Annotated in this window: 17 protein-coding genes and 1 pseudogene; 12 read left to right on the top strand and 6 right to left on the bottom strand. The window is 53.4% G+C overall.

Going from position 1 to position 20728, the window contains the following annotated elements; all coding sequences use genetic code 11:
* Positions 1-158 precede the first annotated feature (158 nt).
* From speF to LDB27_RS15425, 3 genes are all read left to right on the top strand, one after another.
* Positions 159-2357 (top strand): ornithine decarboxylase SpeF, encoded by a 2199-nt coding sequence (speF, locus tag LDB27_RS15415; RefSeq protein ID WP_001292402.1) that lies wholly within the window; start codon positions 159-161, stop codon positions 2355-2357.
* Complete coding sequence (potE, locus tag LDB27_RS15420; protein WP_000042658.1) at positions 2354-3673, top strand: putrescine-ornithine antiporter; 1320 nt, start codon at positions 2354-2356, stop codon at positions 3671-3673. The genes speF and potE overlap by 4 nt, the downstream gene beginning before the upstream one ends.
* A gap of 64 nt (positions 3674-3737) precedes the next feature.
* Positions 3738-4223 carry a pyridoxamine 5'-phosphate oxidase family protein gene (locus LDB27_RS15425; RefSeq protein ID WP_000070056.1) on the top strand — a complete coding sequence of 162 codons (486 nt, stop codon included), beginning with the start codon at positions 3738-3740 and terminating at the stop codon, positions 4221-4223.
* A 114-nt stretch (positions 4224-4337) separates the two neighbouring features.
* On the opposite strand, the gene pgm is transcribed toward LDB27_RS15425, so the two are convergent.
* Together pgm and seqA are read right to left on the bottom strand one after the other, a co-directional pair.
* A complete protein-coding gene (gene pgm, locus LDB27_RS15430) occupies positions 4338-5978 on the bottom strand; it encodes a phosphoglucomutase (alpha-D-glucose-1,6-bisphosphate-dependent) (RefSeq protein WP_000974372.1) in 1641 nt (546 codons plus the stop codon).
* 24 nt (positions 5979-6002) lie between these two features.
* On the bottom strand, positions 6003-6545 hold the full coding sequence (seqA, locus tag LDB27_RS15435) for a replication initiation negative regulator SeqA (protein WP_000848395.1): 543 nt from the start codon (positions 6543-6545) through the stop codon (positions 6003-6005).
* A gap of 184 nt (positions 6546-6729) precedes the next feature.
* On the opposite strand from seqA, the gene ybfF reads away from it, so the two are divergent.
* The 9 genes and pseudogenes from ybfF to tcuC all read left to right on the top strand — a co-directional run bounded on the left by ybfF (position 6730) and on the right by tcuC (position 14365).
* Positions 6730-7500, top strand: a complete 771-nt coding sequence (gene ybfF / locus LDB27_RS15440) for an esterase (protein WP_000773256.1) — start codon at positions 6730-6732, stop codon at positions 7498-7500.
* Positions 7501-7633: 133 nt separating this feature from the next.
* Positions 7634-7927, top strand: a complete 294-nt coding sequence (gene ybfE / locus LDB27_RS15445; RefSeq protein WP_001040939.1) for a LexA regulated protein — start codon at positions 7634-7636, stop codon at positions 7925-7927.
* Positions 7928-8077: 150 nt separating this feature from the next.
* Positions 8078-8608, top strand: coding sequence for a flavodoxin FldA (gene fldA, locus LDB27_RS15450; RefSeq protein WP_001018621.1), 531 nt, complete (start codon positions 8078-8080; stop codon positions 8606-8608).
* A gap of 203 nt (positions 8609-8811) precedes the next feature.
* A pseudogene (locus LDB27_RS15455) lies at positions 8812-8897 on the top strand (ryhB-regulated fur leader peptide).
* Positions 8890-9342, top strand: coding sequence for a ferric iron uptake transcriptional regulator (gene fur / locus LDB27_RS15460; RefSeq protein ID WP_000131699.1), 453 nt, complete (start codon positions 8890-8892; stop codon positions 9340-9342). Before LDB27_RS15455 ends, fur begins: the two are co-directional and overlap by 8 nt.
* Positions 9343-9456: 114 nt before the next feature.
* The gene (gene tcuR, locus LDB27_RS15465; RefSeq protein WP_000423377.1) at positions 9457-10383 is read left to right on the top strand and encodes a tricarballylate utilization LysR family transcriptional regulator TcuR; all 927 of its coding nucleotides are present in this window, start codon (positions 9457-9459) and stop codon (positions 10381-10383) included.
* A 97-nt stretch (positions 10384-10480) separates the two neighbouring features.
* Positions 10481-11884, top strand: coding sequence for an FAD-dependent tricarballylate dehydrogenase TcuA (gene tcuA / locus LDB27_RS15470; RefSeq protein WP_000228705.1), 1404 nt, complete (start codon positions 10481-10483; stop codon positions 11882-11884).
* The gene (gene tcuB, locus LDB27_RS15475) at positions 11871-13010 is read left to right on the top strand and encodes a tricarballylate utilization protein TcuB (protein ID WP_000811152.1); all 1140 of its coding nucleotides are present in this window, start codon (positions 11871-11873) and stop codon (positions 13008-13010) included. The genes tcuA and tcuB overlap by 14 nt, the downstream gene beginning before the upstream one ends.
* Positions 13011-13060: 50 nt before the next feature.
* Positions 13061-14365 carry a tricarballylate/proton symporter TcuC gene (gene tcuC, locus LDB27_RS15480; RefSeq protein ID WP_000057014.1) on the top strand — a complete coding sequence of 435 codons (1305 nt, stop codon included), beginning with the start codon at positions 13061-13063 and terminating at the stop codon, positions 14363-14365.
* Positions 14366-14413: 48 nt separating this feature from the next.
* Here the strand turns inward: tcuC and chiQ are convergent, their stop codons facing one another.
* The 4 genes from chiQ to nagE all read right to left on the bottom strand — a co-directional run bounded on the left by chiQ (position 14414) and on the right by nagE (position 20693).
* Complete coding sequence (gene chiQ / locus LDB27_RS15485) at positions 14414-14746, bottom strand: ChiQ/YbfN family lipoprotein (RefSeq protein WP_000722260.1); 333 nt, start codon at positions 14744-14746, stop codon at positions 14414-14416.
* A gap of 49 nt (positions 14747-14795) precedes the next feature.
* Positions 14796-16202 (bottom strand): chitoporin ChiP, encoded by a 1407-nt coding sequence (chiP, locus tag LDB27_RS15490; RefSeq protein WP_001258803.1) that lies wholly within the window; start codon positions 16200-16202, stop codon positions 14796-14798.
* A 660-nt stretch (positions 16203-16862) separates the two neighbouring features.
* Positions 16863-18530 carry a glutamine--tRNA ligase gene (glnS, locus tag LDB27_RS15495; RefSeq protein WP_001287186.1) on the bottom strand — a complete coding sequence of 556 codons (1668 nt, stop codon included), beginning with the start codon at positions 18528-18530 and terminating at the stop codon, positions 16863-16865.
* A gap of 210 nt (positions 18531-18740) precedes the next feature.
* Positions 18741-20693 (bottom strand): PTS N-acetyl glucosamine transporter subunit IIABC, encoded by a 1953-nt coding sequence (gene nagE / locus LDB27_RS15500; protein WP_001023069.1) that lies wholly within the window; start codon positions 20691-20693, stop codon positions 18741-18743.
* Positions 20694-20728 lie beyond the last annotated feature (35 nt).

Below are 20728 nucleotides of genomic sequence, written 5' to 3' on the forward strand. Positions count from 1 at the left end.
TTTCCTGCAACCGGACGGGTTGGGATTTATTACATCTAAAATAAAGCTAATTTACTGATTTTTTTATCAGCGGGATAGCTTTGATTTTTTCCGGAAGAATCAGTTTCTCATGCGAGAAATTGAGGGCCTGCTATTACCTGAAATAAAGAGATGAAAAAATGTCAGAATTAAAAATTGCCGTTAGCCGTCATTGCCCGGATTGTTTTTCTACACACCGTAATATTGTAAATGTTGATGAGAGTCGTTTCATCGACGTGGCTGCCATCGTGTTATCCATCGACGACATTGAACACGGAAAACTCGATGAAATCGACGCAACGGGTTACGGTATTCCCGTGTTTGTCGCGACTCATGACGAAGGGCGCGTACCGCCTGAGTATTTGCCGCGTATCTCTGGTGTATTCGAATATAATGAATCCCGTACTGCCTTCTATGGTCGTCAGTTGGAAACCGCAGCAAGCCACTACGAAACGCAGTTACGTCCGCCGTTTTTCCGCGCGCTGGTGGATTATGTCAACCAGGGCAACAGCGCATTTGACTGCCCGGGGCACCAGGGCGGCGAATTCTTCCGCCGTCATCCTGCCGGTAATCAGTTCGTGGAATACTTTGGCGAAACGCTCTTCCGCTCCGACCTATGCAACGCGGACGTGGCGATGGGCGATCTGCTGATTCACGAAGGCGCGCCTTGCATTGCGCAGCAACATGCGGCGAAAGTCTTTAACGCCGATAAGACCTACTTTGTGCTGAACGGGACCTCCTCCTCTAACAAAGTCGTACTCAACGCGCTGTTAACGCCGGGCGATCTGGTACTGTTTGACCGTAACAACCACAAATCTAACCACCACGGCGCATTATTGCAGGCGGGCGCAACGCCAGTTTATCTGGAAACCGCACGTAACCCGTATGGTTTTATCGGCGGGATCGACGCTCACTGCTTCGAAGAAGATTACCTGCGCGAGCTGATTAGCGAAGTCGCGCCGCAGCGTGCCCGCGAAGCACGTCCATTCCGTCTGGCCGTCATCCAGTTAGGCACCTACGACGGTACCATTTATAACGCCCGTCAGGTCGTCGATAAAATTGGTCATCTGTGCGACTACATCCTGTTTGACTCCGCCTGGGTCGGCTATGAACAATTTATTCCGATGATGGCCGATTGTTCGCCGCTGCTGCTGGAACTGAACGAAAACGATCCGGGTATTCTGGTGACGCAGTCCGTTCACAAACAACAAGCCGGTTTCTCCCAGACCTCGCAGATCCATAAAAAAGATAGCCATATCAAAGGGCAATCGCGCTACGTTCCGCATAAGCGCATGAACAACGCCTTTATGATGCACGCCTCCACCAGCCCGTTCTATCCGCTGTTCGCCGCGCTGGACGTTAACGCCAAAATGCACGAAGGCGTCAGCGGTCGCAATATGTGGATGGATTGCGTGGTTAACGGCATCGATGCCCGTAAATTGATCCTCGAAAACTGTCATCACATCCGTCCGTTCGTACCGGAACTGATTGATGGTAAGCCGTGGCAGTCATACCCGACGTCAGAGATCGCCAGCGATCTGCGCTTCTTCCACTTCGTTCCGGGAGAACACTGGCATGCGTTTGAAGGCTATGCCGAACATCAGTACTTTGTCGACCCTTGCAAACTGCTGCTCACCACACCGGGCATTAATGCAGCGAGCGGCGAATATGAAGACTTTGGCGTTCCTGCCACGATCCTCGCCAACTTCCTGCGCGAGAACGGCGTTGTGCCGGAAAAATGCGACCTCAACTCCATTCTGTTCCTGCTGACGCCGGCAGAAGACATGGCGAAGTTACAACAGCTTGTCGCCCTGCTGGCTCGTTTCGAAAAACTGCTGGAAGCTGATGCGCCGTTAGCGGAAGTATTACCGTCCATCTACAAACAGCATGAAGCGCGTTATGCCGGCTACACCCTGCGTCAGCTTTGCCAGGAGATGCACGATCTCTATGCGCGGCACAACGTGAAACAGCTGCAAAAAGAGATGTTCCGTAAATCGCATTTCCCGAAAGTCAGTATGAATCCGCAAGAGGCCAACTATGCCTATCTGCGCGGCGAGGTCGAACTGGTTCGCCTGCCGGAAGCGGAAGGTCGTATCGCGGCTGAAGGCGCTCTGCCTTACCCGCCGGGAGTGCTGTGTGTAGTTCCGGGTGAAATCTGGGGCGGTTCTGTCCTGCGTTACTTCAGCGCCCTGGAAGAAGGGATCAACCTGCTGCCGGGCTTTGCGCCTGAACTGCAGGGCGTTTATATCGAAGAACACGACGGCCGTAAGCAGGTCTGGTGCTACGTCATTAAACCTCGTGACGCGCAGCGCTCCCTGCTGAAGGAGGAAAAATTATGAGTAAACCTAAATCCAATAAAATGGGTGTCGTGCAGCTCACAATTCTGACTATGGTCAACATGATGGGCTCCGGGATCATCATGCTACCGACCAAACTGTCTGAAGTCGGCACGATATCCATTATCTCCTGGCTGGTCACCGCCGTCGGCTCGATGGCGCTGGCCTGGGCGTTTGCGAAATGCGGTATGTTTAGCCGTAAATCCGGCGGCATGGGCGGTTACGCCGAATATGCCTTCGGTAAATCCGGCAACTTTATGGCGAACTATACCTACGGCGTCTCGCTGCTGATCGCCAACGTGGCTATCGCCATCTCTGCTGTCGGCTATGGCACCGAACTGTTCGGCGCCGCGCTGACGCCGCTCCAGATCGGTCTGGCGACTATCGCCGTATTGTGGGTTTGTACCATCGCAAACTTTGGCGGCGCGCGTATTACCGGACAGATCAGTAGCGTTACCGTTTGGGGCGTCATCATTCCGGTTGTCGGCCTGTGCATCATTGGCTGGTTCTGGTTTAGCCCCAGCATGTACGTAGCGTCATGGAACCCGCACCATGTTCCGTTCTTTAGCGCGGTCGGTTCTTCCATCGCCATGACGTTGTGGGCATTTCTTGGACTGGAATCCGCCTGCGCCAACGCAGACGTGGTCGAGAATCCGGAAAAGAACGTCCCCATTGCGGTACTGGGCGGTACGCTGGGCGCGGCGGTCATCTATATCGTTTCGACTAACGTGATTGCCGGGATTGTGCCGAACATGGATCTGGCGAACTCCACAGCGCCGTTTGGTCTGGCGTTTGCACAGATGTTCACGCCTGCGGTAGGTAAAGTGATCATGGCGCTGATGGTAATGTCCTGCTGCGGCTCGCTGCTGGGCTGGCAGTTCACTATCGCTCAGGTCTTTAAATCCTCCGCTGACGAAGGCTATTTCCCGAAAGTCTTCTCTCGTGTAACGAAAGTCGACGCGCCGGTTCAGGGGATGTTGATTATTGTGATTATTCAGACTGGCCTGTCGCTGATGACCATTAGCCCGTCGCTGAATAGTCAGTTTAACGTCCTGGTTAACCTGGCGGTGGTGACGAACATTATTCCGTATATTCTGTCGATGGCCGCGCTGGTTATCATTCAGAAAATGGCGAATGTGCCGTCATCAAAAGCGAAAGTCGCTAACTTCGTGGCCTTCGTTGGCGCCATGTATAGCTTCTACGCGCTATATTCCTCCGGTGAAGAAGCCATGCTGTACGGCTCAATTGTGACCTTCCTCGGCTGGACGTTATACGGCCTGGTCTCACCGCGTTTTGAATTGAAAAATAAACACGGCTGATGGCGCGCCCGGGCTGCGGTAACGGTAGTCCGGGCATTTTCACTCTTTGAATAAGATAATAGAAATGAGTAATCCAGAACGGGAAGTCACTGATATAGCAGAAATACTGGCTATTCTCAGTAAACACGAAGTGTGTCGAATAGGGTTTAACGACAATCTCTGTCCGTATGTTGTCCCCGTAAATTTTGGCTACGAGTATCAGAACGGACGCTGGATATTTTATTTTCACGGCGCACGCACCGGGAAAAAGATGCGTCTGTTACGTAAGAACCCGGCAGTATGCATTGAAATGGACGGCGACCATGCATTACTACGTGCCGATGACCCCTGTGATTATAGCTACGCCTACACCAGCGTTTTCGCCACCGGGCTGGCATCGATATTGCAAACACGCGAGGAGATGCGCTACGGCCTGGACGTCATTATGCGCCAGACCGATCCGGGAAAAACCTTCAGTTATCGGGAAGATATGATGAAAGCGGTTTGCGTGGTGCGTATCGAATGCGACGCCCTCACCTGCCGCCGACATCTGGCGACTCAGAGCGAATAAGTCAGATATCACAAGCGCCTTATCCGGCCTGGAGGCGATTTACAGGCCTGATAAGCACAGCGCCGTTAATATAAAAAAGGAGCCGTAAGGCTCCTTTTTCTTCCATATCGCCCATCAGGCGTTTTTCAATACTTCGCTAACGATTTCAACGGCTTCTTTCTCAATCTGTTTGCGATGTTCTTCCCCCAGGAAGCTTTCGCAATAGATCTTGTAAGCGTCTTCCGTACCGGATGGACGCGCGGCGAACCAGCCGTTATCGGTCATTACCTTCAGGCCGCCAATCGATGCGCCATTACCCGGCGCTGCGGTAAGACGCGCGGTGATCGGGTCGCCTGCCAGCGTGCTGGCGCTCACCATTTCCGGAGACAGTTTAGACAATGCCGCTTTCTGGGCCGAGGTCGCTGCCGCCTGCAGACGGTTATAGCTCGGCGCGCCAAAACGCGCTGCCAGTTCATTGTAATGCTCTTGCGGGTTTTTCCCGGTAACGGCGGTGATTTCTGCCGCCAGCAGGCACATGATGATACCGTCTTTATCAGTAGACCACGGCGTACCGTCGAAACGCAGGAACGAAGCGCCCGCGCTCTCTTCCCCGCCGAAACCAAAGCTGCCGTCGAACAAACCGTCAACAAACCATTTGAAGCCAACCGGCACTTCTACCAGCTTGCGTCCCAAATCATTCACCACGCGGTCAATCATCGCGGAAGAGACCAGCGTTTTACCGACAGCCACGTCTTTGCCCCACAGCGGACGATGCTGGAACAGATAGTTAATGGCGACCGCCAGATAATGGTTCGGGTTCATCAGCCCTGCAGGCGTCACAATGCCATGACGGTCGTAGTCCGGGTCGTTGGCGAAGGCCAGGTCAAACTTGTCACGCAGCGCCAGCAAACCCGCCATCGCGCATTCGGAGGAGCAATCCATGCGGATCGCGCCGTCTTTATCCAGATGCATAAAGCGGAAGGTTTGATCAACCTGATCGTTGACTAACGTCAGGTTAAGCTTGTAATGCTCTGCGATACGTTTCCAGTATTCAATACCGGAGCCGCCCAGCGGATCAACGCCCAGCGTCAGACCGGCTTTCTGAATCGCCGCCATATCAACGATATCCGCCAGCCCTTCGACAAACGGCTGTACCAGATCTACCGCTTTAACGTGGCCCGAGGCCATTGCCGCATCCAGAGAGATGCGCTTAACGCCTTGCAGGCCATCCGCCAGCAGCGCATTGGCGCGATCTTCTACCACTTTAGTAACGTTGGTATCCGCCGGGCCGCCATTGGGCGGATTATATTTAATACCGCCATCTTCCGGCGGGTTGTGCGACGGCGTAATGACAATACCATCAGCCAGCGGGCCGCCTTTTTTGTTATGGACCAGGATAGCATTTGACACGGCAGGCGTTGGCGTGAAGCCATTATTTTCCTGCACGATAACGTCTACGCCGTTTGCCGCCAGCACTTCCAGCACGGAAATGAAGGCCGGTTCCGAGAGCGCATGGGTGTCTTTCCCCACATAGCAGGGGCCGGTAATGCCATTCTTCGCCCGCTCTTCAGCAATCGCCTGGGCGATCGCCAGAATATGCGGTTCGTTGAAACTGTGACGACCTGCGCTACCGCGATGGCCGGAAGTGCCAAATTTCACGGCATGTTCTGCATTCCCTGCCTCCGGTTTCAGTACATAATACTGCGCCGTCAGTTGGGCGACGTTAATCAAATCACTCTGTTGCGCGGGTTGTCCTGCGCGGTTGTGGATTGCCATTGCCTGGTCCTTCTAATGCAAGGATTAAATTGTTCCGCAAACCTTTTCAATCAATTCCGCCGGGAATTGCATTGACTGCATGATGTGTTCGATCATGCTGCATTTACGGCCGGTGTTGGTGTTGGTGATCACCCAGTACGGCGTGCCGGGAACGTGCTTAGGTTTAGTTTGATTCCCATTTTTCAGCAGCGTTTGTTCATCCGCCGCAAAATAGACGCGCGTGCGGCCATGCAACGACTCCGTCGCCTCCGCAAACGCGTGGTGATCCAGTGAATAGAGTGTAGTCAGAATCAGCATAAAGCGGTTGACCGCTTTTTTCTGCTCGGCATATTCGTCAGACAACAGCAGCTCACGCATCGCGCGAACTTTGTCTTTTACCGGGTTGACCGGTTTCGCTTCGGCAACGGGTTGCGCCGCAGGCGTCCCCTTCACCGCTGAAGCCGTTGGCTGTGTCGTGGCGGAAAACTTCAACATACGCCGTAAAATGTCGGATGCGCTCTCGCCGATATGCTTGGTGTGGCTGGCAATATAGCTATAGAGTTCATCATCAACTTCAATCGTTTTCATCTTAATCCAGTGCGATGTCTTTGCTGAATACAAGTCATTGGGATTATAGGAACAAATCCCAACAGCGGATAGCGTTAAGCCCGGCTGACAAAAAAACTCGGAGTAAACCTTAGAGGTTGCAGCCCAGTGGCAGAATGGTCAACATAATACCCTAACCCGACAGAGCGAAAAAAAGAACTTTGCCATGAAATTAAACATCCGAGCGCAATCTGCACAAAACCTGCACAATAATTCCCCCATCGTTCTCGTTCATGGCCTGTTTGGCAGCCTGGACAACCTCGGCGTACTGGCGCGCGATCTGGTGACCGATCACGACATTATTCAGGTCGATATGCGCAATCATGGTTTATCGCCGCGCGATCCGGTCATGGATTACCCGACAATGGCCCAGGATCTTCTGGATACGCTTGACGCGCAGCAGATTGAAAAAGCGACGTTTATTGGTCATTCCATGGGTGGAAAAGCGGTAATGGCGCTGACGGCGCTGGCGCCCGATCGCATCGATCGTCTGGTCGCGATTGATATCGCACCCGTGGATTATCACGTTCGCCGCCACGATCGCATTTTCGCGGCTATTAACGCCGTCAGCGAATCCGACGCGACATCCCGCCAACAGGCGGCAGGGATTATGCGCCAGCACCTCAACGAAGAAGGCGTGATCCAGTTTCTGTTAAAATCCTGGGCTGAAGGCGAATGGCGTTTTAATGTTCCGGTATTATGGGAACAGTATCCGCATATCGTCGGCTGGGAAACCATTCCGCCCTGGGAACATCCGGCGCTGTTTATTCCAGGCGGTAACTCGCCCTACGTGACCGAAGCGTACCGCGACGCGCTGCTGGCGCAATTCCCTCTGGCGCGCGCGCATGTGATCGCCGGCGCGGGCCACTGGGTACATGCTGAAAAACCAGAGGCGGTTCTGCGCGCCATCCGCCGTTATCTGCACGATAAACGCTAACTGATTAAAAACTCATCGCCTGTGCGCGATTACGCGCGCGGGCGTTGGCGTCGCTTCCTCGCTGATGTATGATGGCGCGCTATCCATCCGGGCATAAGCCTGGCTGATTGTTTCCCCCGAAGTCACCAAAATCATGGCCAAAGAACAAACGGACCGTACGACATTAGATCTGTTCGCGCACGAGCGTCGCCCGGGACGACCTAAAACGAATCCGCTTTCGCGCGATGAACAGTTACGCATCAACAAGCGCAACCAGTTAAAACGCGACAAAGTTCGTGGCCTCAAGCGTGTCGAATTAAAACTCAACGCACAAGCGGTTGACGCGCTGAATGAGCTGGCCGAAGCGCGCAACATTAGCCGCAGCGAGCTCATTGAAGAAATATTAATGAAGCAGCTTATGGCGCTGCGCGGCCAGGGTTTAGTCTGAAAATAAGTTTTGTTTCATATTTCGTGTAGCAGAGCGTGCAGTCCCGCGTGATTGCTGTTTCCGCATATCTGCCTGTTCTGCTATGATTGCCCTTATCCGTGGGCAATTCGCCACCACCATTTCAATAAGTTTCAAGAGGTTATTTTACTCATGGCAATCACTGGCATCTTTTTCGGCAGCGACACCGGTAATACCGAAAATATCGCAAAAATGATTCAAAAACAGCTTGGTAAAGACGTTGCCGATGTGCATGACATTGCAAAAAGCAGTAAAGAAGACCTGGAAGGGTATGACATTCTGCTGCTGGGCATCCCAACCTGGTACTATGGCGAAGCGCAATGTGACTGGGATGACTTCTTCCCGACTCTCGAAGAGATTGACTTTAACGGTAAGCTGGTGGCGCTGTTTGGCTGTGGCGATCAGGAAGACTACGCGGAATACTTCTGTGATGCGCTGGGCACGATTCGCGACATTATTGAGCCGCGCGGCGCCACGATTGTGGGTCACTGGCCAACCGCAGGCTATCATTTTGAAGCCTCTAAAGGTCTGGCTGACGACGATCATTTTGTCGGCCTGGCGATTGACGAAGACCGTCAGCCTGAACTGACCGCCGAGCGTGTTGAAAAATGGGTTAAGCAAGTTTCAGCTGAATTGCACCTCGACGACATCCTCAACGCCTAATCTTATGCGGCGCAGCGTTATATCTGCGCCGCATCAATAGACAAGACCAATCAAAATAATTGCTACAAATTTGTAACTTTCGCACCCATCCCTGTACAATGTCCGGGTGTAATCAGGTGGCGCCAGAATTTGCAGGCAAAACCACAGTTTTATTAACATCTGCGAGAGACTTGCGGTTTTCATTTCGGCATGGCAGTCCTATAATGATACGCATTATCTTGAGTGCAATTTCTGTCACTTCTCTAATGAAGTGAATCGTTTAGCAACAGGACAGATTCCGCATGACTGACAACAATACCGCATTAAAGAAGGCTGGCCTGAAAGTAACGCTTCCTCGTTTAAAAATTCTGGAAGTTCTTCAGGAGCCAGATAACCATCACGTCAGTGCGGAAGATTTATACAAACGCCTGATCGACATGGGTGAAGAAATCGGTCTGGCAACCGTATACCGTGTGCTGAACCAGTTTGACGATGCCGGTATCGTGACCCGCCATAATTTTGAAGGCGGTAAATCCGTTTTTGAACTGACGCAACAGCATCATCACGACCATCTTATCTGCCTTGACTGCGGAAAAGTGATTGAATTTAGTGATGACTCTATTGAAGCGCGCCAGCGTGAAATTGCGGCGAAACACGGTATTCGTTTAACTAATCACAGCCTCTATCTTTACGGCCACTGCGCTGAAGGCGACTGCCGCGAAGACGAGCACGCGCACGATGACGCGACTAAATAAGTGTAAATCTTTCGAAGAGCCAACCGCCCGGTTGGCTTTTTTATATCCTCCTCTTTCCTGCCGCTTGATGTTGATTTAATGTAAAAAACGCTATCGCATCTCAGGAGAGCAGGAATGGAGCTTCGCCAGTTACGCTATTTCGTGCGTATTATTGAAACCGGCAGTATGGGCAGCGCCGCGCAGGATCTTGATATTGGCGTTTCAGCATTAAGTCAACAGATGTCCCGTCTGGAAAACGAGCTCGCCATCCGTCTGTTGCAGCGCACCTCGCGCGGCGTAACGCCAACCAACGCCGGGCTGGCCTTTTATTCGCAGGCGCAACTCGCCCTGCGTCATGCCGACGATGCGATTCTCGCCGCCAGAGAAGCGCGCCTTTCCGGTCATGTGAGCGTAGGAATGGCCCCCAGTACCGCCTCCATACTGGGTATACCGTTTATCCATGCCATGCAGGAAAACTATGCCGATGTCCGACTGCATGTGGTGGAAAGCTTGTCCGGTAATCTGGAAAGAATGATCAATACCCGCCAGATTGATTTAGCCGTTGTCTTTCAAAAAGATAAAATCCTGCGCTGGAGCGCCAGACCGATCCTTGAAGAACAGCTTTTTCTGATTGGCTCCCATGCCCTGCTCGCGGTGCTTCCTGATAACCCGCTCACACCTGAACAACTGGCAGGCATTCCGCTCATTATGCCAAGCCAGGGACACGGGCTGCGCGGCAGGCTGGACGCTGTCTGCCAGGAACATGCGCTTAACGTTGAAATCGTCGCGGAAATTGACGGCCTGGCGTTGTTGATGCGCGCCGTGCGCGACGGTCTTGGCGCCACGTTGCAGCCCGGCGCGGCGATTTCTCATCTGGATAACGACGCGCTACGCGTGATCGGCGTCCATAATCCGGTACTCAGCCGCCCCAATTTTTTAGTCAGCCTGTCGGATGATGAACTGACGCCCGCCGGCCTTGCCGCCAGAGTAGTCCTTACCAAAGTTATGCGTCAGTTAGTCGACGCCGGTGAATGGCCAGGCGCAACCCTTTACGCTTACTAAACCCCTGTTTAGCGCTACCTGATAGCGCGCCGCTTATTTATCCGTATACATTTCAATTACAAATTTAACAAATAGTTAAATGGTACGGGAGTATAAGATGGTTGATGTACTGGTGATAGGCGGAGGCAATGCCGCATTATGCGCCGCCCTGACCGCACGGGAAGCGGGCGCATCGGTTCTGCTGCTGGAGGCTGCCCCGCGGGAATGGCGCGGCGGAAATTCTCAGCACACACGAAACCTGCGCTGTATGCATGATGCGCCGCAGGATGTGCTGGTAGAAAGCTATCCTGAAGAGGAATTCTGGCAGGATCTGTGGCGAGTCACCGACGGCAACACCAACGAGGCGCTGGCGCGGCTGGTCATTCGCACCTCTTCGCAATGCCGCGACTGGATGCGCAAACATGGCGTTAACTTTCAACCGCCACTGTCTGGGGCGCTCCACGTTGCGCGCACCAATGCGTTTTTTATGGGCGGCGGGAAAGCGCTCGTCAATGCCTATTACCGTAGCGCCGAACGGCTGGGCGTACAGATTCGCTATAACACGCCGGTTCACGCGCTTGAACTTCATGACGGCGAATTCGTAGCAGCGCTGGCGGGTAGCGAACGTATTACCGCCAAAGCCTGCGTATTAGCGGCTGGCGGTTTCGAATCAAACCGTGAATGGCTGCGGGAAGCCTGGGGAGAAAACGCCCGCGGCGAATGGCCCGCGGATAATTTCCTGATTCGCGGCACGCGTTTTAACCAGGGCGTATTACTCAAATTTATGATGGATGCCGGCGCGGATATCATTGGCGATCCGTCCCAGTCGCACTGCGTAGCGATTGATGCCAGGGCGCCGCTGTACGACGGCGGTATTTGTACTCGCGTGGATTGCGTATCGCTGGGTATTGTCGTGAATCGCGACGCCGAACGTTTTTATGATGAAGGCGAAGATTTCTGGCCGAAGCGTTACGCCATTTGGGGGCGGCTGGTGGCTCAACAGCCAGGACAAATTGGCTATTCGATTATTGACAGCAAAGCCATCGGCCACTTTATGCCGCCGGTTTTTCCTGGCGCGCAGGCCAATACGCTGGCTGAGCTGGCCTGCCAGTTGGGGCTGGACGCGGAAAAATTTACCCATACCGTCACGCAGTATAACCAGGCCTGCCAGCCCGGTCATTTTGATCATACCTTGCTTGATGACTGCGCTACTAAAAACCTGACGCCGGCGAAAACCCACTGGGCGCGCCCGCTTGATGCGCCGCCCTACTACGGTTATGCGCTGCGACCCGGCATCACGTTTACCTACCTGGGTCTGAAAGTCAATGAACGTGCCGCGGTGCATTTTGCCGGTCATCCAAGCCGCAACCTGTTTGTTGCCGGCGAGATGATGGCAGGAAATGTTCTGGGCAAGGGGTATACCGCAGGCGTAGGCATGTCTATCGGCACAACCTTTGGCCGCATTGCGGGAATAGAAGCCGCCCGCGCGGCGCACAAGGAGGCGCAGCATGAAACAGCTTGAAAAATTAATCATTGAGGCCACCGTGCTTACCGAACCGGAAGTCGAGGTCGAACGCGTCATGCAAGTGTGTAACGCGTGTCGCTACTGCGAAGGTTTTTGCGCGGTATTTCCGGCGATGACCCAGCGGCTCGAATTCGGTAAAGCCGATATTCATTATCTGGCGAATTTATGTCATAACTGCGGCGCCTGCCTGCACGCGTGCCAGTACGCGCCACCCCATGAATTTGCCATTAACGTGCCGAAAGCGATGGCGCAAGCCCGCCTGGAGACATATCAACAGTATGCCCAACCGGCGGCTTTTGGCGCGTTATACCGTCGGGCGGGGATCACCGTCGCGCTGGCGCTGATAGTCGGTCTGACGCTCTTTTTATTACTGGCGATGGCGCTGAAAGGGTCGCTGATTCATCCACCGCTGGCCGGTGACTTCTATCAAATTTTTCCGCATAGCCTGCTGGCATGGATGTTTGGCTCAGTTTTTGTGCTGGCAATCGGTTTGCTTATGGCGGGCGTAATTCGCTTCTGGCGTGAGATCTCGCCGGGCGTACCGCGTTCGGCGGAGATTGCCGAAGCGTCGCACAATGCGTTAACGCTGAAATATCTCGACGGCGGTCACGGCAAAGGTTGTAACGAAGCGGACGATGCGTTCACGCTGCTGCGCCGTCGCTTTCATCACTTTACCTTCTACGGTTTTATGCTCTGTTTTGCCGCCACGGTCGTGGCGACGGGCTATCACTATGTCGCCGGTTGGGAAGCGCCCTACCCGTTTTTTAGCCTGCCGGTCATGCTCGGCACGCTGGGCGGTATCGGTCTGCTTATCGGCCCGGCCGGGCTACTGTGGCTCAATCTGCGGCGGTCGCCGTTACATGGCGATGCGCGCCAGAAACCCATGGATCGCAGCTTTATTCTGCTGCTGTTCTTAACCAGTCTTACCGGGCTGGCGCTGCTGGCAGGCAGAGACACCAGCGGAATGGGCATACTGCTGGCGCTCCATTTAGGCGTGGTGATGGCGCTCTTTCTCACCCTTCCCTACGGAAAATTCGCCCACGGATTTTTCCGCTGCGCGGCCTTACTCAAATGGGCAGTTGAGAAACGACGCGGAAAACATGCGGGGGATACAGGCAACTGACCCGCAACATCTTACCTATAAAACAATAAAGACAGTGGAGAGCAAACCCTATGGCACAACACACACCTGCAACATCGCGCGCCGGCACGTTCGGCGCAATACTGCGCGTGACAAGCGGCAATTTTCTTGAACAGTTTGATTTTTTCTTGTTCGGATTTTACGCCACCTATATCGCCAGAACGTTTTTTCCGGCGGAAAGCGAATTTGCCTCATTAATGTTGACCTTTGCCGTCTTTGGCTCCGGTTTTTTAATGCGCCCCGTCGGCGCGATTGTGCTTGGCGCCTATATTGACAGAATCGGACGCCGTAAAGGGCTGATGGTGACGCTGGCGATTATGGGCTGCGGTACGTTGCTCATCGCCCTCGTCCCCGGCTACCAAACGATCGGCCTGGCAGCGCCTGCGTTGGTGCTGTTGGGCCGGTTATTACAAGGATTTTCTGCGGGCGTTGAGTTAGGCGGCGTCTCGGTCTATCTGTCCGAAATCGCAACGCCAGGCAATAAAGGGTTTTATACCAGCTGGCAATCTGCCAGTCAGCAGGTCGCGATCGTTGTCGCCGCGTTGATTGGTTATAGCCTGAATATCACGCTGGGACACGACGCGATATCGGAGTGGGGCTGGCGAATTCCGTTCTTTATCGGCTGTATGATCATTCCGCTGATTTTTGTTTTACGTCGTTCATTACAAGAAACAGAAGCGTTTTTACAACGCAAGCATCGCCCCGACACCAGGGAAATTTTTGCAACTATCGCCAAAAACTGGCGCATTATTACAGCCGGAACGCTGCTGGTGGCGATGACCACCACAACGTTTTATTTTATCACCGTTTATACGCCGACCTATGGCAGAACCGTGCTTAATCTCAGCGCGCGGGACAGTTTGATCGTCACCATGTTAGTGGGGGTGTCCAATTTTATCTGGTTACCCATTGGCGGCGCGATTTCCGACCGGATTGGCCGTCGCGCCGTGTTAATGGGCATTACGTTGCTGGCGCTGATCACCACCTGGCCCGTCATGCAGTGGCTGACCGCCGCGCCCGACTTTACCCGCATGACGCTGGTACTGCTGTGGTTCTCTTTCTTTTTTGGCATGTATAACGGCGCAATGGTCGCGGCGTTAACCGAAGTGATGCCAGTCTATGTGCGTACCGTTGGTTTCTCGCTGGCCTTTAGCCTGGCGACGGCGATTTTTGGCGGCCTGACGCCGGCCATCTCTACCGCGCTGGTAAAGTTAACCGGCGATAAAAGCTCGCCCGGCTGGTGGCTGATGTGCGCAGCGTTATGTGGACTTGCCGCGACGGCGATGCTGTTTGTACGTCTGAGTCGCGGCTATATCGCGGCAGAAAATAAAGCCTGAAAAAACCACGGGCGGAAAACATTCGCCCGTGGGTGGCAAGGCAGGGTTTTATTGCACGTTATTATGACTGCGAATTTCCTGCCAGACCTTATCGCAGTCAGCCTTGACCGCCTGATCGTTACCCGTGCGCGTCGCCTGAATGCACTGCTGATAGTCCAGTACCCGCACGCTTTCTTCGTTAGCAAATTGCTGATGTTTGCGCTCTTTTTTAAGGACATTCAGTACGCTTTGGCAGGCCTCTATCTTCTCAGGCGAGCCCTGTGCGGTATTGATACAGGCGCTGTACGCCTCTTTCAGCCGACTATCTTCTTCCGGCGCGGGTGATGACGCACAGGCCGTCAAACCGGCGGTCATGCTGGCGATGAGTAAAATTTTTTTCATAGGTCGTTCCTCAACAGCGCGGCAGACCGGCAGCCTGCCGCATCTGACATCAGAAAATAGTGAATGGCGCAATAACAATAAATTTCACGTCACGCTCATCCTGGAAGATGTTGCCGTAACCACCGCCCCAGCTTGGAATATTGGAGTGGTTGTCATATTCGGTGAAGTGCAGCTTGAACATGGTGCCTTTGGCACGCCCCTCCTGCAGGGTATAAACCGCATCCAGACTGTATGAGGACTCTTCGATAGTGCGGTTTTTGTCGTAGTAAGCATCCGGGTTACTTTGCCAGGTTGCCGGTTTAGCATCCCAGGCGTAAACATAAGACGCGCCCACAGCCCAGCCCGGCAGATTCCAGTTTTTCAGGTCATACATCGCGCCGAAGAAAACCGCCTTTTCACCGTTAGCGTTAAAGTCGGAGCGGTTATCCCACCAGATATCCAGACGACCGTTTGAAGAGGCGTAGGTTGGCGTCATACGTTGCAGAAAATAGCCCTGCTGACCGTCCGCTTTCACCCAGGTGCCCTCCAGACGCAGGTCAACCACTTCCGCGACTTTGTAGCCGAAGGTCAACGCCTGCAGCCAGGCCGTACCGTCGTAAATATCATTCACGCTGCGATCGTCTACTTTATCGCGCGCGCCGTAGAACTGGTAACTGGTGGTGAACGGATTGCCGCCTAAATCAAATTTATAGCTGGCCTTCGCGAAATATTGATCGACATAGCCTTCGGACTGACCAAACGCCGCTTCCAGCACCAGATCATTTTTGAAGTCGTACTTCGCGCCGATGGAGTGGAGATAATCCACATTGGTTTTTTTATCCGCCTGATAAAACTTATCCATTTCGGTATGCCACGGCGCTTTATATTCGTTAGTCCACATGTAGGAAAAACTTAACGCGCCCGCATCGCCATAGTCAAAACTGGCGCCGGCTTCCGCCCCCTGATAAGTACCCGGCATAAAACTCCAGTGCGGCGCTAACAGCGTCTGACCGGTAGGCTGAATATAACCGGCGCGCGCCCAGACCGGGCCATATTTAAATTTCGCGGCGGCTTTATAAAGACTGATACCACTCTTATCGCCGGAATAGTCTTCGTCGTAGCCTTTATTCTTTTTCGAGAAGGCAATTTCGTTTGGATGACCGCTGTCGCCGTTTTCTGCCATTTCAATCGCGGTAAACGCTGCGATATCCAGACCGAACATATCCGCAGCGTAACCAGACTGAAAATCCAGGTTAGCGTTCCAGGTCGCATGAGAAAGGTTAGTTTTATATTTGTCGCCGTCGGTCACATCTTTGCGATCGCGTTCACGCTGCCAATAATAGATGCCGCCCGTTAACGTGGAGTCGTCGAAAAAGCCGGAGGCTTGCGCCTGCGGAACAACGATCCACCCCGACATTGCTGTGATACCGGCGATAGCCAGAGCCAGCGTACTACGTTTGCCACTAAACGTACGCATAAGTTAATCCTCTTTGACGTATAAATTGCTGCCGACAAAAGCGAACAGCGAAAAAATAAAAATAAAAAGTAGCGCTGAGAAACCTCATTTACTACGTTAAATAGACTATTTTTCGCGATGCGAATTATCAATCTCTTTCTGTAACCAGTATGTAATAATATGAGCAACCGCACATATTTAATTGCTTTCTGTTACATTCGACTGCTGGTGGGGGAAGCAGACCGCCAGAAAGAAAATTGACTTGTTTTCCATAGGCATGAAAATAATTGTCTCCTGTTGACCTGACGCTTATAACATTTAGATTAATAATCATTTATCAGATCAATAATTTTCAGAGAATAATTAATTCGCCTCGCAAAAAAGAGAATCGACTTAGAGCCTATCCCACCAGGCGTTATTGGCGCAGCCAGTTTGGACACGGACAGCGCGCAAAAACCGGAGCGTACACGTAGTACGTGAGGATTGACTCGCTACGCTCGCCCTTCGGGCCGCCGCTAGCGGCGTTCAAAACGCTAACGCGTTTTGGCGAGCACTGCCCAGGTCCAAAATGGCAAGTAAAATAGCCCTAATGGGATAGGCTCTTGGAAATGCAGAGAAAAAACGCCGCAGAACGCGGCGTTGACAAGGTATTTTTACAGCATTCGCCTGTTGGCGCAGTGCTTATTCGCCCGCTTTCGCCCAGGTATCACGCAGGCCCACAGTGCGGTTAAAGACCAGCTTATCGGCCGTTGCATAGCGGCTGTCGAGGCAGAAGTAGCCTTCACGTTCAAACTGGAAAGCTTTCCCTGCTACCGCCGCTTTCAGTGACGGCTCGCCATAACCCTGCTTAATCACTAATGATTCGGGGTTGATAACGGACAGGAAGTCCTCCGCGGCGCCTGGATTCGGCACGCTGAACAGACGGTCGTAGAGACGAATTTCAATCGGCAGCGCATGTGCTGCGCTAACCCAGTGGATTACGCCTTTCACTTTACGCCCGTCAGCCGGATCTTTACTCAGCGTATCGGCATCATAGGTACAGAAGATGGTGGTGATATTCCCTTCGGCATCCTTCTCTACGCGCTCCGCTTTAATGACGTAGGCATTACGCAGACGCACTTCTTTGCCCATCACCAGACGCTTGTACTGCTTGTTCGCTTCTTCGCGGAAATCTGCGCGATCGATCCAGATCTCACCGCTAAACGGCACTTCACGGCTGCCCATCTCCGGTTTATTCGGATGGTTAGGCATGGTAACCATTTCGCTCTCACCCTGCGGGTAGTTTTCGATAACCAGTTTTACCGGATCGATTACCGCCATTGCGCGCGGCGCGTTTTCGTTCAGATCTTCGCGAATGCAGGATTCCAGCGACGCCATCTCAATGGTGTTGTCCTGCTTGGTGACGCCGATGCGTTTGCAGAACTCACGAATAGAAGCCGCGGTATAGCCGCGACGGCGCAGACCGGAAATAGTCGGCATACGCGGATCGTCCCAACCTTCGACGTGTTTGTCGGTCACCAGCAGGTTCAGCTTACGCTTGGACATCACGGTGTATTCCAGATTCAGCCGCGAGAATTCGTACTGGCGCGGGTGAACCGGAATGGTGATGTTGTCCAGTACCCAGTCGTACAGACGACGGTTGTCCTGGAACTCCAGCGTACACAGAGAATGAGTAATACCTTCCAGCGCATCGCTGATGCAGTGAGTAAAGTCGTACATCGGGTAGATGCACCACTTCGTGCCGGTCTGATGATGCTCGGCGAATTTAATGCGATACAGCACCGGATCGCGCATCACGATAAACGGCGACGCCATGTCGATTTTAGCGCGCAGACAGGCTTTACCCTCTTCAAAACCGCCGGTACGCATTTTTTCAAATAGCGCGAGGTTTTCTTCCACGCTGCGATCGCGGAACGGGCTGTTTTTACCCGGCGCGGTCAGCGTACCGCGGTATTCGCGGATCTGCTCCGGCGTCAGCTCATCAACGTAGGCCAGGCCTTTATTGATCAGCTCGACCGCATAGGCGTGCAGTTGGTCAAAGTAATCGGAGGAGTAGCGAATATCGCCAGACCAGTGAAAGCCTAACCACTCGACGTCGTTTTTGATCGAATCAACGTACTCGATATCTTCTTTTACCGGGTTGGTGTCATCGAAACGCAGGTTGCACTGGCCCTGATAATCTTGCGCGATGCCAAAGTTCAGGCAGATAGATTTCGCGTGGCCGATGTGCAGATAGCCATTCGGCTCCGGCGGAAAACGGGTATGGACAGTGGTATGTTTACCACTCGCCAGATCTTCATCAATAATCTGACGAATAAAGTTAGTCGGGCGGGCTTCAGCCTCACTCATCGTGGATTCCTCAAAGCGTAAACAACGTATAACGGCATATGATCTTATAAGCCGGACAGACTGACAACCTTTAGTTACTTAAAAAGTGGCTTTGCAGAAAATATTGGGGCTAATTGCGGTAAAAAAAAGCGGCGAAGGTTCCCCTCTGCCGCTTATGTTTTCTGTGATATCGCCGGATGACGTCTTACGCCTTATCCGGCCAGGAAGCGATTATTTGCTCTTGATCTCGTACAGTGGCGTTTGACCCGCTACCACGTGACCATCCGCTTTGATGACCAGAGCGCTGAAGTCATCGCTGTTGCTACAAACAACCGGGCTTATCATGGAACGCGCATTGGCATTCAGGAAGTCCAGATCCAGTTCCAGAACCGGCTGACCCGCCGTGACTTCCGCCCCCTCTTCTACCAGACGCTTGAAGCCCTGACCGTTCAGAGCGACGGTATCGATACCCATATGGACAACGATCTCCGCGCCTTTTTCGGTTTCCAGACAGAACGCGTGGTTAGTGTTGAAGATTTTCACGATAGTACCCGCGGCCGGAGAAACCACGGTTTTATCGGTGGGTTTCACTGCTACGCCGTCGCCGACCGCTTTGCTGGCGAAAGCTTCATCCGGTACCTGATCCAGCGCCACTACCTCACCGGTAATCGGAGAGACCAGTTCAGCGATAGTCACCGCATTCGGCACCGCCTGGGGTTTGGCCGCCGGAGCAGGTGTTGCAACGTGAGCCGCATCAGCAGACGCTGCCGCGACCGGTCCCCGCGCCACCACTTTCTTCATTTCATCGCCAATCGATTCCGCTTTCGCGCCGACAATAACCTGAATGGTCTGTTTGTTCAGTTTAACCACCCCGGAAGCGCCGAGGCGTTTGCAGGCCGCATCGTTGACGCGAGCAGAGTCGTTCACGGTCAGGCGCAGACGGGTAATACACGCATCGATCGCTTTCAGGTTGTCCGTACCGCCAACCGCAGCAATATAGCTGGTCGCCAGTTGCGTTAACCCTTCTTCGGTGTTGCTGTTGGCTTCTTCCGTTACCATCTCATCAACTTTATCTTCGCGGCCCGGCGTTTTCAGGTTAAACATACGAATAACCGCGCTGAACAGCAGGAAGTAGATGATAAAGAATACAACGCCCATCACCAGCAACATCCAGACGTTATTGCTGGCCGCTGGCAGGTTATACATCAGAACATAGTCGATCGCGCCTGCCGAGAAAGAGAAGCCCGCATGGATACCCAGCAACGTCGCGACGAACAGGCTGATACCGGTCAAAATGGCGTGCAGGAGGTACAGCAGCGGCGCCAGGAACATAAACAGGAATTCCAGCGGCTCGGTTACGCCGGTCAGAAACGCGGTAATCGCGACAGACAGCAGCATACCGCCCACCATCGGACGACGTTCTTTCGGCGCGGCGAAATACATCGCCAGAGCGGCGCCCGGCAGACCAAACATCATGATCGGGAAGAAGCCGGACATAAACATCCCCGCCGTGCCGTCGCCAGCATAGAAGCGGTTGATGTCGCCGTGGAATACAGTGCCTGCGGCATTGGTGAATTCGCCAATCTGGAACCAGGCGATGGTGTTCAGTACCTGATGCAGACCGGTTGGGATCAGCAGACGGTTGATGAAGCCAAAGATACCGGAACCCAGCGCGCCTGCGGAAACGATCCATTCACCGCCCGCATGGATGCCATGCTGTACCGGCGGCCAGACGTAACCGAAAATAGCGGCCAGCACCAGACAGAAAAAGCCCGTTGCGATCGGCACAAAACGTTTTCCACCGAAGAAACTGAGAAAATCAGGCAGTTTGATACCAGACCAGCGATTATAAACCGCGCCGCCGACCAGACCGGTAATAATCCCCGCCAGCACGCCCATGTTGATTTCCGGGTTAATCGTCACCATCGCTTTGGTCATGACGAAGTAACCCACGGCTCCCGCCAGCGCTGCCGCGCCCGCGCTATCTTTAGACCAACTGGATGCCACGCCGATAGCGAAAACCAGCGCCAGGTTATCGAAAATAGACCCGCCCGCTTGCGCGATAAACGGCATATTCAGCAAATCTGGTTGGCCGAATCGCAGCAACAACGCTGCCACCGGCAACACGGCGATAGGGAGCTGCAACGCCCTACCCAGCCGCTGGAAAAAACCTAAAATATTCATCTTATTCCCCCTACGAGACGCCGATATGGCTTCTT

It is taken from the genome of Salmonella sp. JXY0409-18 (assembly GCF_020268625.1).
Classification (GTDB): Bacteria; Pseudomonadota; Gammaproteobacteria; order Enterobacterales; family Enterobacteriaceae; genus Salmonella; species Salmonella enterica.